Origin of the sequence: Shewanella goraebulensis, assembly GCF_030252245.1 — a bacterium.
Classification (GTDB): domain Bacteria; phylum Pseudomonadota; class Gammaproteobacteria; order Enterobacterales; family Shewanellaceae; genus Shewanella; species Shewanella goraebulensis.
In genome coordinates, this window is sequence record NZ_CP126972.1 from 4464423 (window position 1) to 4481151 (window position 16729).

A 16729-nucleotide genomic window follows, 5' to 3' on the forward strand; every position below is an offset into this window, starting at 1 on the left:
ATATTAAACCAATCTAGCGTTTACTTTTGCTTTCTCACAAACGGTAATATCAATAAGGCTACGCCTACCACTAAAAATGGAATACTCAATAACTGCCCTGCACTCATGGTCCACTCAGTGGCATAAGCTGCTTGCTTAACCTTGACCATTTCGATGGCCCAGCGGGCGCTGAACACACTGCACAAGAACAAGCCAAAAATTACGCCGTGCTTCTCTTTTAAGTTAGTAAACTTGTACACCGCATAAAGCGAAATAAAGATAACTAGGTAGCTAATCGCTTCGTATAGCTGCGCAGGGTGACGCGGTAGCATATCCACACGCTCAAAAATAATGCCCCAAGGCTTAGTGGTCGGTAAGCCTAATATTTCTGAATTGGCAAAATTGGCCATACGCACAAAGAAGCCAAATATCGCGGTCGCAATCGCTAATCTGTCGAGCAAAAACAAAAACGGCATATCGGTTTTACGCTTGTAATAATACAGCGCTAAAATCGCCCCTAACCCGCCGCCATGGCTGGCTAAACCGCCTTCCCAAATGGCTAAAATCTTCATCGGGTTGGCAAAGTAGTAACTTGGATCGTAAAAAAAGCAGTGTGCTAAACGTGCGCCAACAATAATCCCTATCACACAGTACATCAGTAGATTATCGAGCGACTCGACATCTAAGCCTTCTTTTTTATACATGCGCTTCATTACCTGAAACCCACTGGCAATGGCCAAGGCAAACAAGGCACCATACCAATGTACTTTAAGACCCATAAACGAAATTAACACAGGGTCGAGATTCCACACAAAATGGTCCAATTGACTACTCCAAAATAATAAAACAGCTAAACCTTTTAGGCACAAGCAGCAGATGTAGGCTTACTATAAACAATTCAATCGTGTAATTCGATGCTCATTGCCAACAACACGTTAATTACCAGTAACAAGCAGCCTTGATAAATCCATTCGCCCGCACATATGTAGCCAATATGACCTAAAAAGTCGGCGTAAGTTGCATATTAATGTAAAACCTAGTCCATAAGCTTTTGTATACTTTGACCTTCACTGCTAGCAGACTATAATCGACACAATACAATTGCCGCTAACTTAATTAGGGTTCAAACATGATCCAAAGTATGACCGCCTACGCTCGCATTGAGCACAAAGCCGAATGGGGCACTGCCTCTTGGGAACTCCGCTCAGTCAATCAACGTTACTTGGAAACTTACCTACGTTTACCAGAGCAAATGCGTAGCCTTGAACCCGTATTACGTGACCGCCTGCGTAAGCGCTTAAACCGCGGCAAAGTAGAAGTAAACCTACGTTACGAATTATCAGAGTCTGGCAGCAGTGAAATGCGCCTAAATCAAGACTTAGCCAAACAACTGCTGAACGCTGCAGATTGGTTAAAGAAAGAATCTAGCCACGGTGAGCTTAACTTAGCAGACATACTACGCTGGCCTGGTGTGATGTCGGGCGCAGAGCAAGACATGGGCGATATCAACAAAGACCTGCTGGTCGCTTTTGATGGCGCAGTAGCGCAATTTATCGAAGCCCGTGGCCGTGAAGGTGAAGCCATCAACACTATGTTGCAAACTCGCCTAGACCAAATTGTTGAGCAAGTGGCAATCGTGCGCGAACACATGCCAGCGGTTATGCAATGGCAACGTGACAAGCTAACCAACCGCTTAGCCGAAATCACTGGCGAACTTGATCCAGCCCGTATGGAACAAGAAATGGTGCTACTTGCACAAAAGATGGATGTCGCAGAAGAGATGGATCGCCTTGACGCACACGTTGCTGAAACGCGTTTAATCCTCAAAAAAGGTGGCGCACAAGGCCGACGCTTAGACTTCATGATGCAAGAGTTTAACCGCGAATCTAACACTCTAGCGTCTAAATCAATCAGCGCAGAAGTCACCGCCGCAGCGGTAGAACTTAAAGTATTGATTGAGCAAATGCGTGAGCAGATCCAAAACGTGGAATAATGTAAAACCTAGTTAAACAACGTTCAATAAATATGATAAAGCCCCTATTTTGGGGCTTTTTTGTTGCCTACAGTAAATTAATGTATCACACTGTCATCTACCAACTGGTACCAAGAGTGGTACCATTTTGAATGAGAATTCTAAAACACTTGTTATTCTTCATTCTTGGTACCACTAAAAGGTGCAGCTATGAACAATAAGCAATTAAACAAAATAATCAAAGATGGCGTCCCTGGTCGAACAGCTATTGGCGGAGGATTATACTTTCGGTTATCGACAAGTGGCACTTGTAGCTGGCAAGTCCGTTACACGATTAATAACAAACGTAAATGGTTTACCTTACTCGATAGCTATCCTCACTTATCCATCGCTGACGCGAAGCATGATGCAGTATTACTACTCAGAGATGTCAAACATGGAAAAGATCCAGCACTAGAAAAAAAGAATGCGCTACAGGAAGAGATAGTAACCGTCCACCAGCTATTTAATGATTGGTTTAAGACTGATATCAACAAGAGACTTAAACACCCTGAGATCCCGCACCGCATTTATACCAAAGAAATCGCACCATTTATCGGTGAACTAAGACTTAAAGATGTCACAGCTCTTCAGGTTAGATCGATCATCCACAAAGTGATTGAAAGCAACCGACCAGCAACAGCTAATGATACGCTGATGTATACAAAGCAACTATTCCGGCATGCTGCAAAATTGGGGGTAGTTGAAAATAATCCAGCCTTAGCTTTTACCATGTCCGATGCTGGTGGCGCAGAAAAAAGTAGAGACAGGGCCTTAGATCTAGATGAAATCAGCCGTATGTTTACTGTACTGCGTTCTCAAGCACATACGTTCACCAGAGATAACTATTTAGCTTGTGCACTCTTGATAACTCTTGGCGTACGAAAGGGTGAATTAATCGCTGCACAGTGGCAAGAAATCGATTTTGATAATGAGGTTTGGCACTTACCCTCAGAGCGCAGTAAAACAGGCATCGCAATATCAATCCCTTTGCCTGCAGATGTCATAGAGTGGCTAAACGAACTTAAAGTTAGATCTGCTGGGTCAATCTACGTCTTCCCTTCACGTCGCGCAAGCGTCAGGCGTGGCTACATTTCTGACGATACGTTAAATCATGCTTTAGCTAAACTGTTCGGCAAAAAAGTAGATAGCAAAAAGCAGCCGACCAAGAATCACTTTGAAGAGCAAGGTGTCAATCACTTCGTTGTGCATGATTTACGACGTACCTGCCGAAGTTTATTAGCCTACCTTGGTGTCTCAAGCCATATTGCAGAGCGATGCCTCAACCATAAACTTAAGGGCGTAGAGGGGATCTATAACCGCCATGATTATCTAGAAGAAAGAAGAGATGCATTGAATAAGCTTTCACATCTCATATCCCCAATTGTTAACCAGAAATGATGAATTAAGGCATTAATAAAAATGACAAAAAGAAAGTTCTCCCCACAAAGCCTAAAGGATATTGATGGTGCTGAATATCATCTCCATAAAGAACTTGATGAGATGGAATTTAGCGGTAAATCAGATGCTGCAGAACTAATATGGGGGATAATTGAAAAGGAAAGACTAATGCACCTTGAGACTCTCCAAACAGCACTAAAGACACAAAGTAATACTCAAAAGGACATCGATTACTATCAGAAACTTATGGCGCATTATTACCATAAAAATAAGAGAAGAGTAAAAAGCTCATCCACTACAGGCAAGTTAAATGAACATCAGCTAAAAAAATTAGCTATTCAAATAGCTCAATTAACCCTGGAGAAGTACCCACAAGCAACAGCAAAAAGTTTGGCAGAAAAAATCACCCTTTACTTAGGTGAACTTGGTTACAAAAACCTTCCTTCTGAAAATACAATGAGTAAAAACTGGATACCTGGAATTCAAATCGATCTTGATATAAAAAAAGACCAAAAACTTCAATACAATCTCGTAATCCCCCAAAACGAAACGACTTAAAAATCTTAGCTACAACGATTCGACGAACTATGAGCAACAATCAATAAATTGTATTTATGGCTTTTTATAACTAAAAGCCATTTTTACTTATTCCTCAATTTAGCTATAAGCCCTACGCCAACCATCGGCTAAACAAAATGCTAATAGCTTAGTAATTAATTAGTGATAAAAAATCACACTTCTCCTTGTAAACCTACTAGACAACAAGCAACGATTGAAAAAAGGAGCTGATGTACATGAGCTCCCGCTGCCAATATCAAATAAGCCATTATCCCCTCCGTAAGTTAAACACAACAACCGGAGGACATATGTCACCCCACCAAACGAAGTTAGAAATAGATAGATTAATTCGCGAAAAAGAATGCGCTCACCGTACAACATTATCTCGCCAACGCCGCTGGCAACTTGAGCGTCTAGGTAAATTTCCTCAACGCATACATTTAGGTGAAAGAACAGTTGCGTGGCGACTCTCTGAAGTCATGGCCTGGATTGATGAAGTGTCTGCTGATAGAAATAGTGAGGTTTAATTGTGTCTGGATATATTAAAAACGTAGTGAATTCCGCAAATGGGCAATGGCGTTCAATTCTCTTAAACCTAGGCATATATGTTCCGCATTCAGGCAAACATGGGCCATGCCCTATATGTGGTGGTCAGGACCGGTTTCACTTTGACAACAAACTGGAGGAAGGAACTTGGCACTGTAGACAATGTGAAGGTCGTGTAGCAGGCGATGGCTTGGACTTAGTAAGTAAGTTTAACGGTATTCCGCTGTATGAGTCCGCCAGAAAAGTAGCTCAAATACTAAGAATCGATACAAGTCTGCCAACAACAACTGAAATAAACTCATATTCGAGAAACGATATTATGACCAGGGATAATGAAGCTTCAAAATTACGCAAACGACGCATTGCAGCAGCTAACCAAGCAACTGCAATCTGGGAAAACTCAATTCCAGCAGACCCAGAGCACATCTATTTAAGACTGAAAGGCATTTATCCTAATGGAGCAAGACAGTTAATTACCACTGTGAAAAATGGTAAAGCATCTTTTCCGCCTAACACTTTAGTTCTTCCCGTAAGAGATTATAAACATAACCTAATTAGCCTAGAGTTTATCCACCTAAGGACGAAACAAGGACTAGCTGGTGGTTTGAGAAAAGGCGGACAATTGATACTTGGTGACCTAACATCAGCAAAGCATATTTGGATTGCAGAAGGATTCGCAACAGGTGCAACAATACATCAGCTAAGTGGTGAACCAGTTATTATTGCTTTTACAGCAAACAACTTATCAACAGTCGCGTTATCAGCACAATATGAATTTCATGAGGCTACTTTATCTATTGCTGGAGATGACGACCCTGCAGGCCGAAAGTATGCAGAAATGGCAGCAATGTTAACAAATTCTAGAATGAAAATACCATCATTTAGTACTGAAGAGATGTTGAAGTTAAATTACTCAGGCAAAAAAATGTATACCGACTGGAATGACTATTGTGCACTTTATGGTGACAAATTCACTTTGCAGGCGCTATACCTATGAAACAGCCACCTAATGAAAATGAATTTGGCCAACAAAGCGATGGATTACCACATTTAACTAACTACAACCCCACCACTCCCACTGGTGATAGCATAACTAACTGTAATAAAAGTGAAAGTGAAGATATGTTATTCGATGCTAATCCCAAGCTAATGCCACCTGAATCCCACTCAATGATATCGACGTCGGACAGGGACAGTAAGATCGCCTCTTTTATAGCCAAAGAGCTAAAAGGCAAATACGCGATCAGCAGTGAGGAGTCAGAAATATATTACTGGGATGACTCTGTTGGCTTTTGGGTACAGTACGGAACGCAAGCAAAGAGCCTTGATAAAATCACTTTCGAAGAGCTAAAACGACATTTAGGGAAGGAAGGATTCAACACTGCAAAAGTCAGCTCTGTAGCTGGTATGCTCCAATACACTTTAGAGGAGATGCCAAAGCAAGATACCGGTTATATCATTTTTAAAAATGGCATGTTAAATCCATCTAACGGAGTGTTTACTCCCTGTTCAATTAAAAATATTTACGCTAGATACAGTACCGGTGTTGATTATATTGCTACTGATGGAAGCACTAATTTTTGCCCTACATTCATGGACTATATTAACTTTATTAGCGGAAGTTACGATCAAACCATATTATCGCAGCGTTCAGAGGATAGAGTTCGAATTATTAAAGCAATACTTGTCATGGTTTTACTTAGGAAGTATGACTGGCAACTATTCGTTGAAATAGTTGGTCCTGGGGGAACAAGTAAAAGTACATTTGCTGCAATGGTTAGTTTGCTGGTGGGGCAATCAAGTGTAAAAACTATTGAAGCCAAAGACCTAGAAACACCGGAACGTCGTGTAGATATTCTAAACGCTGCGCTCCTGTATCTGCCAGATATGGAAACTTATCAAGGTGAAGGCTCTGGCCTGAAAAAAATAACAGGTGGTGATCCTGTCTCCTGTAGAAGATTATACGGGCCTTCATTTTCAGCACATATCAGAGCGATTGTACTTGCCGTAAATAACAGTCCAATGCGCTTTACAGATCACGGCGGTGCGATTGCGCGTCGTAGGGTCCTTTTACACTTAGGACAAGTTGTTCCAAAAGATAGACGAGATCCTAATTTCATTTCAAAATTAAAAAATGAGATACCGGCCATCATTCAATACCTAACAGCATGGACTCTTGAGATTGGAGGAAAAAATGCAGTTAGAAAAATCCTTATGGATGCGACCAATGGTGAAGATGCTAGAGATGTTCTGATTGATTCAGATCCTATGACTGGTTTTGCTAAAGACCTCCATTATTCAGATGAAGCAAGGTGCCAAGTTGGAGGCTTTCCCAGCTCCAAACATCCACCATCGCCACGCAATTACCTGTTTCACGCTTACCTGAAATATTGTGAGTTCTATAATTATGAAACTCGTATAACCCAGAGGACATTTAGTTCTTCACTGGAAATAGCAGCTAAAAGGTTTGGAAACATTACGCGAAGTAAAGTTAATGGTAAATCAACCTTCAAGGGCGTTACAGCCTACGCAAATGCTAATTCACTGCCAGAGTGGATGCAATAGGTGCCCAACATTGAAGCCCTACCTCTCCTGTCCCGCTAACACCATAGCATTGTCGGGAGTGGTGGGATTGTAGGGACTAAATCCTACTTCTAATAAATCAACATAACTTACGTCACTATTTAGTGTTTTCGAGAGAGCATTATGGTCAAAAGAATAAAAATTAATTGGACAAAAACTAAAGCTAAATGGGCAGATGAATACTTAAAGACAGGGCTAACCGTTAAAGATTTTTGTAAAAGGGAACATATTAACTATAACACAGCAAGGAGATACCTCACTGCGCAATGCGCAGAAGAATATGCAGCAGCGCAAATAGAAATTAATCCAGAATATCAATCATTAATACATTCAAAATCGTTTGGGAACGGGCAAGTAAATACAAAACAACTCACTGAGCATACTCTTGGTGGGGCACCTCTGGGTAACCAAAATGCTCGGACCCATGGATTATATTCTCGCTATATTAATCCTGAATATTTAGATGCTGTAAAAGACTTGCAACGTGAACAGGAGTTATTCGCTTTACAGGCGCTTTACTTTGAATGCCTCGAATATCGCCATCAAATAAAAATGGATATTAATAACATTGAAAATACCATTCGTTCAGCACCTGATAGTCTTGAAGGTTTATCTGAACTGCTTACGGCTAATGATAGACGGTTGGTAAACGCCGAGACACACTTACTTAGAATCCAACAGCAAATAGAAAGCCATAGGTTATCAATATTTAAAGAGAAGAAATACGAACAAGAGATTAGGCTGCGGAAATTACAAGCAGATGCTCTTGAGAAACAATCACATCAGGGAGAACAGAGCTTAATCAGCGACATGGTTAAGGATATTCAAAATATGGGAAGTAGTGGAATTATTCAGTTTCCTTATAACCAATAATATCCCTAAGCTTAGTGGTAATCAAAGCTACCACTAAGCAGCCACTTTTCCTAAAAAATTTTAATGGCGTTAAACAAGAAATGATGAATATAGCAAACTAAAAAGTAGGTTCTATTATTCTTCATGAAAAATGACTAAATCTCATCAATGAGCGGTCATAATATCATTACTTCCAAAAGACCTGATGTATGGACTTGGGCTGCCTGACGAAGTTACAAACAACCCCGTAATCGCACGGGTAGCTGCCACATGCAGCAATGCCCGCTCATTAAAGTCATAATCTCTACTTTCAACAGGATCATTTGTATTTACCTTGCAAAGCGGAATAACTCCGTCATTTACAGCTGCAATGAAAATATACTTAAACTCTAAACCTTTAACTCTATGCATCGTCGCTACACGCAGACCCGGCTTGCTCCCATCAGAGTTATTAGCCGATAGAGCATAAGTATCAATACCCAGCTCATTTAAGCTTTTAGCATAATTATCCCTAACATAGTTAGTACGACCTACCAGACAAATATCTTTTAACTCAACATCTTGAGCAATTAGGTTATCGATATTATTTTTAATGAATTGGAGCTCTGACTCAAAGTCCTTATTCATGCTAACTATCGGCTTCTCGCCATGGTATAGCGATAGGTAATCTGTCGACTTGTCCATTTCGCCATCTAAGTCATCAACTTTTACATCTTGTAGTATGGCCGTAGCAAAACGGCGAGTCTCTTCAGTTGTTCGATAGTTGATTCTTAACTTTTGAGAGCGACGACCACGAACATTTATACCACACTGGCCTAAAACTACTTTGTTTCTGTAAATACGCTGGTGACCATCACCAACAATAAACATGTCGTTATTTTGCTCTGGAACCAACGCCCTTAAAAGCATAAATGCTTGACGTCCTATATCTTGCCCTTCATCAACAACGACCGAGCTGTACGGAAGTGAAATGTTTTGTTTCTGAATTATCTTAGTAGCATCTAACATTGCATCATTCATATCTCTTATACGATGACGATTCATTTGATTACGAAACTCTTCAAATACCGGCCAAACTTTTGCTCGTTCCATTCGGCTCAGAGCAGTTCCTCTCCCTAACCTGCTTACATGAAAGTACTCAGCTTTTGACTTGATATCATTCAATTGGACGATATGCCGCCACTCTTCCTCATAAAATGAATCTTGATACCCGAGTGATGAAGGAGCCTGATCCAAAGCATAATTCCAGCACTTCCTCCTTGTTTCATCATTTTCATAAACGACTTTAAAATCATAATTAAATCGCTTTAGAAAACGAGTAACCCAGCCATCAATATTGGTAACCTCAATACGGCTAAGCTCATCTTCAGAAGCTATTTTACATAAGTTAGCCTCAATATCAGAAGCCAAGTTTTTTGTAAAGGTGGTCAGTAAAACCTTAGATTGTTCAGCACCTGATAGTTGCTGCGCCAAATACACAGCACGGTGCATAGCAACAACTGTTTTACCTGTTCCAGCACCACCTAGAACACGAATAGGGCCCTTTGCTTCTTTTGAAACTAGTTTTTGCTGGCAGGGATGCAAAAATACTCTCCATTTTTCTAATGGGGCATTAAGCATCTTTTGTAACTCAAGATCGTCAGTAACTAATTTAAAGTTACGCTGTGTTGACGCTCTATCTAATGCAGCAGCAAAATCTTCAGTATCAATTACCTCATCAGTTGCATCATTGTAAGAAGCAACAACCTCATCATAATCTTCACCTGTTGAAAGTAGATAAAGCGGTTCATACGCTTCAACGGGTAACCTAGACTCTAAACGTTCTAATTCAGCTTCTGATGTTACAGCTAATACTGCACTTAAAAAGCTTTCAGGCACACCAAGAGCTGAGATTTGCTCGGACGAATACTCTTTAAACAACGCATGTTTAACGGATTTTGAAATATGTGGTTGTTCAGGTTCTTTAGCTTCAACATGGCTAACATCGACAATCTGTATGCCACCTGTTGATGGGTGAATCATGCATTCATGTCGCTCGGCCCAAGTGTAAGCATCATCATGCCTATCCACCCACATCAGCATATAAACATTGCCCTTTTCAGGCTTAAATACAATTCCCCTGTAAGCTTGATCGATCCTAACAGAGTGAACGCCTTTACTTTTTGCGTTAACTATTTTTTCATAATTAATACCAGTACTGGTCGGGTTTTGACGAAATTTACTGATGAACTCTTGTACTTTCTTTTGTTGTTTTTTAGGTATTTTGGCAAAAGCAGATAGAAAATCTCCTGCAATAGCAACCTTTGGCATTTCAACAGCAGTCATGTCTTACTCCATTAATTCTTTTAATTGCGTTAAAGTTTGTTCACCTATTTCGCCAACGATAAACTTCCAACCTAGTTGTTTAAATATCTGACTCTTATCTTCCATATAGCTAGGTAGTAAGGCTACTTTAACTTTAGGCCAAGCTAGTTCAGCCTCACCGATCAGCTCGCCTATATCACTTGTCACAGGGTATCCGATTTCAGGGACATCAATACCTAATGAGATCATCAAATCAATCTCAGACTCCTCAAGCAGCTCTAATTCAATAATTTCGCCCCACACTGGTGGGCGAGTACTCATTAATGGCGACGAAGCTAGCTCTTCGCCGCTAGATGCATCAACTGAAACATCTTCAATAGAAGTTGAAACTTGCTCTAAAAGTGCCTTTCTTGAGGTGAATGAGAAGTCAGACATGAATTGGGCTAAATTCACAATCTTCCAAAAACCAAACAATGCAGACTGATATCCATCTTCATCTGTAAAACGGTCATCGAAGCTAATATGTAAACGAGTAGATCGTTCCATATATTCGTAATTTGTTTGCTCTTGCACTTTACCCGCTATTACATTCATAAATGGTTCAACCGGCATAACAGAGGCAATTTCAACTAACTGTGTCGAAGTTCTAACGGCATCAAGCAATCCACCAAAGAAATATGGTTGAGCTAAACAAAGTTCTTTATACCGCTCATCTGATGAATTCTCCTTCATTTCATACTCAAAGCGACTCTTGATAGCAGCATCTCTCGAATCCTGAAGGCCAAGCCAATAAAAGCAATTGGCAAATGATGCTTGTTGATATTCGGCTGATACCTTCTCAGGTTGGTGCAACCATTCCTTTAAGAGTGACCAATTGTTTTGGTTTTCATACTGCACTCGAAGAGTCTGATAATTTCTATCTAAAAACTTAGGATAGAGATCTTTTTTCTGCTGAAGCTCCTTTCTATGTAACCCAAAATACTCAATAAAATTGGCAGAGTCTTCTTTAGTTAAATCATCCCACCCGAGTGTCCATACATGATACCTTCCACTATCTAGTATGGCGGCTCTCTTTCTTACATCATCCTCAACAATCTTGTAATGGTATTGATATCCATCTAAATAAATTGCAATAGGTTTTACGTTCATAGAGCGATCAGATGGATACAATACAAAATCAGCTTCTGTATCTATTAACACACCATCACTAGGGCCTAGATGAACGTGTTGCAACATATGCCACGATGTCTTAGGGTCTTTCTTAGACGATAGAGACCACCCCGCCTTCCCCATCACATAGTCTTTAGAAAAAACAAAATCACGGACAGACTTGGACAAAGTGTCAATAAACAGATCTTCTAGCTCTGAATCAGATAAGGACTGAATTGAAATATTGGATAACGAGGTAATTAGCTTTAGCTTGCTTCCCGTATCTACAATAGACTTAAGTAAACTCTCAGCCCGCTCTCTTGAAATGGCATTCATGCGCCCACGATCACGGTAAGCATAAACACACTTATAACAGCCATCTTTCCCCTCAATGACGCAATCACAAGACTCTATATGCTTTAGTGTTTGACGCAACAAACTCAGCAAGTTTTCAGGCTCCTGCATCATCTGCTTTAATGCTCCGGTTCCACCAGGAATTGAATCATAAATTACAAGGTAATACCGATAGCTCTCCCCAGCATCTTCTGGTTCTTTGTAAATAGCGCCTCTCAGGTGGTCTACGCTACCTTTAAAGTAGAGCTTCATTCCTAATTGCAGTGCAGCACTTAGTGATGACTCTGTAACTTTACCAGCAACTTGATTACTAACAGGCAATAAAATACGGATAGCTTCAGATTCTAGATGACGATAAAGATACAAAAAGTCTTCGAACTCTGCTTCTGTATCGCCCGAACGATACTTACAAGCTATATCATGTTTAAAGTCTTTCTCTTTCCATACCTTACCGCAATCTTTACAAACCTTAAATCCAGTCTTCTGCTTACGCTCACCAGCTACGTAGAACTCTTCTCCCTCTTCACTCGCACTACCAAAGTTAATATCACGTAAGGATACTCGGCTTAAATACTCAAAGCCAAAAGGGACATCTTCATTCTCAACTTGGTAAGCGTAATTCACATCTTCTTTCTTAAACGACACCAACATTTGACGCTGAAAGAAAGCAGGTTGCCTAGTATCCGCATCATCAGATATCTTAGCATCACGTGCACTTGACCTAGCGTAGACTTGACGCAACTTGAGCATCTGCATCTTACGGTCTGGGTCCCCCCAAGAAGGGTGCTCACAATTAGGGCAAACAGTGTGTTGATCAGCTTCTAATTGTTCACTGTGATTACAATGGCTACAAACTCTCCATGTTTCAGGCTCAGAAACCTTCATGTCAATTTGCTCAATTTCAACCTTATGTCCACCAGCATAAAAGTGGTTTGTCGGTGCTAGCTCTGCGATTGCAGATGCTGCAGGACGCTCATATTCAAATGTGCTAGTCACATACTTGCTTTCACCATCATCACCTTGAACCGACTCCTGTTTACGCCATAAAACAGAACGAAGCGTAACCCCAGCCTCAGGGAAGGCATAGTTAGGTAGTAACCCTTCATCAGTCATAAAGTTTAACGTTTTCTTTTTGTTAATCTCTCTGACCAAGGCTAGTAGTGCATGACGCTCATTTTCAAGTTCATCCATAGTTTCTTGAAAATTAAGATCCCTAACAGGTGATTGATTCAACTTATCAATCTGCCTTTTTAGCTTATCCGCTCTAGTCTTCAAGGATTTTCTATCCTTCACTAGTAGTCGAAGTGAGCTCTCAATCTTACCCGCTAGGCTGTACTCTTGCTCACTACCTAAAATAAACAGATCTAACTTTTGCTTAGAGCTATCAGAAATTGAAGCAAAAATGCTAGTAAATTGGTCAAAGAGTGATTTCTTATGACTTTCTACAAACGTCAAAAAGTTGTATGGGTAGCGGTCCTGTTTATTTGCCTCTGTGGCATCAAGCATGCTCTTAACATTCTTGCCAATAACTTCAGGTCCGACACCTGTCTTAATCCATCTATCCATACAAAATGCGGTCAATTGACGTTCAAGAATGGCTGATGCATCTAAAAAGACTCCAGGGGCGGCAACATTACCAGCCATCATCTCTAAAGGCTCTTGATAAAAATAGAGATCGTGTGGATTACCTTCCGCTACTGTTAAGTTAAATGCGTTACCATCTTTACGGCCTGCACGACCAATACGCTGCAAGTAATTAGCTTGCGCCGGTGGAACTGAGCACAACAGTACTGAAGATAACCCTCCAATATCGATTCCCATCTCTAAGGTTGGTGTTGCGGATAACAAATTAACTGACCAGCTTTTCTTTCCTTTCATGAAGGAATTTTCGGTTTGCTCTCTAGCTGTCCTTTCTAGCAGCCCTGTATGCTCTGCAGCATTGACTCTATGAACTTGAGCTAAGGACAACTCCTGTTCAACTCTTGGTTTAACTACCGACATACGGCCAATGCAGGAATCGATACTACATGGCATGTCTAAGTAGTAATCCTCAACCTGGGCTGGAATTACCATTGTTTGGCTGCAGCAATCACAACCTAAAACAGCAGTATTGAGCGTTATACTCAAGGCACTTGGTTCTAGTCCCCATACGGTATCACCACGTGAATCAAAACGTTCCACAGTGCCAACGCTTCTCAGCGCCATCATCATGGCGTGATAAATAGTGACTGTATGGCTATTTATCATTAGGTTGCTATCTTTAGTAAAGCACTTCGTAACCCACTGTTGATGCCAACTAGGTCTAGCTTTTGACCCTAGTAGCGCGTCGAATTTACTATTTTTACCAAAGGTCAGAAATGAAGGTGTTCGAGTTTTATTACCCCAGTTAGGCATATAAAACTTGGTTGGCTTATCGATTCGAGTTAATTTAAATGTCTCACCACCATCTTCTATTAACCGCTTAAGAGCATCATGGGCAACGGCGCCCTTATGGCGCATTCGATTCAAAACCCCAAGCATAAAGTGGTGTATATCCCTATCGGTAATGCCTAAAAACTCACTACCAAGTTCCTCTGTAAGCTGAGCATGTAATCTAGATGCCGCCTCAAAGAAATCATCGTCACACGCATCTATTGTCACTTCGTGGGCACGCTCTAATGTTCGACCAATTGTTGCACGTAAACCCAACTCACTAAATACCTCCCAGTTAAGACGCTTTGCGACCAACTCAGGTAAGTTACTTCCAGCGGGTAAAGTTCCAGACTCACCTTCCTCAACCAATAATCTGTAGTCAGTTAACCACTCCATATTGGGGGCTATAAAGTTTGCGACAAAGGCTTCATGTGATCCTGATTGTGCCTGAGCCTCCTTTACTACTTGGTTTGCAAAGTCTACAAGCGTTTGACCATTACATTGTTGAGCGACAGAACCGATATGACCTCTCACCATTAATGGCCAAGTACGTGCAGAGAAAAAGCCAGCTCTATGGGCGGCATCTTGGACAGAGTCGGAAAAAGTGATTAGTTTTTTGTTTTCGTTATATCTACTGGAATAAATTTGATTAATTGCCACACTCGAAAGTGTTGCCGATTGAGCACCAATAATTGATAAACCATTTTTTGTGTGGCAACAGGGGCAAACGTTTTTAAATTTTGGACCAGCTGCATCACTTGTTGATATCAAATCAGGTATGAATACGCGGATTAAATTCTCACGCTCACAATGATCGCACTCATTTGCCGAATCAGCATTAAGCGTCAAACAGTCACTACATACGCGGCGAACTCTAGCATTTGTTGGCGGGTCCAACTTCTCTTTCAATGGAAATAAAATTCGAACACTATGGTTTTTACCGAAGAACAACCGATAGAACACATCCAATTCAGTTTCAGGTTCTTCATGATGCCCCTTAAAGAAGGTGCCCCACCCAGTTATGTGGCAATCACGGCAATTAATTACAGGTAAAAAGTGCTGTTCACTATCATAGGCAATATCATCACCAAAGCTTAATTGTGGATGTGCATCAACACTTGCAACCAAGCGGCGAAGCTCTCGTAGCCATAGCTGGTGACGAACATTTAAAAGTGGGAGAACAGGGCGAGCTTTACCTTTTTCCTCTCTCTCACGTTTGACACTAGGCTCCTCAACAACAGCCTCACGTGCAATAGATATCAAGCTAACGAAACTTTGAATAACTCGCTCAGCATCCTCAACTGAAATAGCAAAGGCTGGTCCAACTTCAGAAGTTAATGAACTAAGATTCTTTAATCGACCATCAAGCATCTTAAGCAACGTATTAAAAAATCGATGTGACTTAATGGCTTCCCCAAGCAATATTCTCAATCTTCTCCCTTCATCACTGTCAATATCATCAGGAATTTCAATGCTGATTAGCTCGGCATGTTCAGGTGCATCTAGGTTATTAGCAAGCTCTTCAGCAGAAAACCAAAGGCTGATCTGCTTATTAATATAGGCCGCTTCATTAACAAACATGCCATAGGCTAAGTCGTCAAGTTCATCAGATGATGGATATGCAAAATAGTTAACCTTGCTGCTCTCTAGATACTCATCATGATTATAGCGATCCTCTTTCACCACTGAATCATCGTCTAAGTTGGTATCAAAGATGTTACCGGCATACTCGAGTAGTGGCGCAAGTTCATCACCAACAGTGGCTGACGTCCCCACACAAGCGAAACTACTGTTTTCGACTCCAAGGTGGTACTTTAACCTTCTCACCAAACACGCTAAATCTGAGCCTTGCGCACCATCAAAAGTGTGTAACTCATCCACCACTAAGTACTGCAACGTACCAGGCTGATTATATTGCCACAAAGATTGATCTTCGGGGCGCATCAGTAAGTAATCCAACATTTTATAGTTGGTAAGTAAAATATCAGGTGGATTGTTTCTTAGGTGCTCTTTACAGGTGATGACTTGATCGGCGCTCATCGCTTGACTAGCTTGCTCACCTTGTTCCCCCCCCACAAATAAACCAACATTAACCTTACCTTTCAGGCCAGTGTTGCTATCTATCACTTCTGCAAAACGCTTAGCTTGATCTGTTGCCAAGGCATTCATCGGATAGATAATAATCGCCTTCACCCCTTTAAGCTCACTACCTGCACAAGCATTAACGATTGGGTATAAAAAACACTCTGTTTTACCTGAACCTGTTCCTGTTGCAACCAGCGTTGACTGCGGCTGTGCCTTGCTTAAACGCTTATAAGCTATGGCTTGGTGTGCATACGGACGAAACGGCAGGTCAAAGTGCTTAAAAAATTGAAGTGAAACATCACTTTGACGAAACGGTAACTGAACAGAAAGGTAAGGGCCTTTAAGCAGGTTATTTTTGTCATTGATAAACGTATCCATCATCGAGTAGTCATCTTGCTCAAAACAAGGGCTATTCATGGTGAATGCAGACTTGACATACTTCTTTATACTTTCAATTACTTGCTGACTAATGATCGACGGATGCATTATTATTCC

At 41.0% G+C, this 16729-nt stretch carries 10 protein-coding genes; 7 read left to right on the forward strand and 3 right to left on the reverse strand.

Going from position 1 to position 16729, the window contains the following annotated elements:
- Positions 1–20 precede the first annotated feature (20 nt).
- Positions 21–803, reverse strand: a complete 783-nt coding sequence (gene lgt / locus QPX86_RS18795; protein WP_119968207.1) for a prolipoprotein diacylglyceryl transferase — start codon at positions 801–803, stop codon at positions 21–23.
- 305 nt (positions 804–1108) lie between these two features.
- Between lgt and QPX86_RS18800 the strand changes: the two genes are divergently transcribed.
- From QPX86_RS18800 to QPX86_RS18830, 7 genes are all read left to right on the forward strand, one after another.
- Complete coding sequence (locus QPX86_RS18800; RefSeq protein ID WP_211030011.1) at positions 1109–1972, forward strand: YicC/YloC family endoribonuclease; 864 nt, start codon at positions 1109–1111, stop codon at positions 1970–1972.
- Between the two features lie 189 nt (positions 1973–2161).
- On the forward strand, positions 2162–3391 hold the full coding sequence (locus QPX86_RS18805; protein WP_285163544.1) for a tyrosine-type recombinase/integrase: 1230 nt from the start codon (positions 2162–2164) through the stop codon (positions 3389–3391).
- A gap of 21 nt (positions 3392–3412) precedes the next feature.
- Entirely contained in the window at positions 3413–3949 is a 537-nt protein-coding gene (locus tag QPX86_RS18810) for a hypothetical protein (protein WP_285163546.1), read from the forward strand.
- A gap of 308 nt (positions 3950–4257) precedes the next feature.
- Positions 4258–4476 (forward strand): helix-turn-helix transcriptional regulator, encoded by a 219-nt coding sequence (locus tag QPX86_RS18815; protein ID WP_285163547.1) that lies wholly within the window; start codon positions 4258–4260, stop codon positions 4474–4476.
- A 2-nt stretch (positions 4477–4478) separates the two neighbouring features.
- Positions 4479–5492 carry a primase-helicase zinc-binding domain-containing protein gene (locus QPX86_RS18820; RefSeq protein WP_285163548.1) on the forward strand — a complete coding sequence of 338 codons (1014 nt, stop codon included), beginning with the start codon at positions 4479–4481 and terminating at the stop codon, positions 5490–5492.
- Positions 5489–7060, forward strand: coding sequence for a DNA primase family protein (locus QPX86_RS18825; RefSeq protein WP_285163549.1), 1572 nt, complete (start codon positions 5489–5491; stop codon positions 7058–7060). The genes QPX86_RS18820 and QPX86_RS18825 overlap by 4 nt, the downstream gene beginning before the upstream one ends.
- A gap of 141 nt (positions 7061–7201) precedes the next feature.
- Complete coding sequence (locus QPX86_RS18830; protein WP_285163550.1) at positions 7202–7951, forward strand: hypothetical protein; 750 nt, start codon at positions 7202–7204, stop codon at positions 7949–7951.
- 144 nt (positions 7952–8095) lie between these two features.
- On the opposite strand, the gene QPX86_RS18835 is transcribed toward QPX86_RS18830, so the two are convergent.
- Positions 8096–10255, reverse strand: coding sequence for a UvrD-helicase domain-containing protein (locus tag QPX86_RS18835; RefSeq protein WP_285163551.1), 2160 nt, complete (start codon positions 10253–10255; stop codon positions 8096–8098).
- Positions 10256–10258: 3 nt separating this feature from the next.
- Positions 10259–16720: a DEAD/DEAH box helicase gene (locus QPX86_RS18840; protein WP_285163552.1), complete on the reverse strand. Its 6462-nt coding sequence runs from the start codon at positions 16718–16720 to the stop codon at positions 10259–10261.
- Positions 16721–16729: the final 9 nt, after the last annotated feature.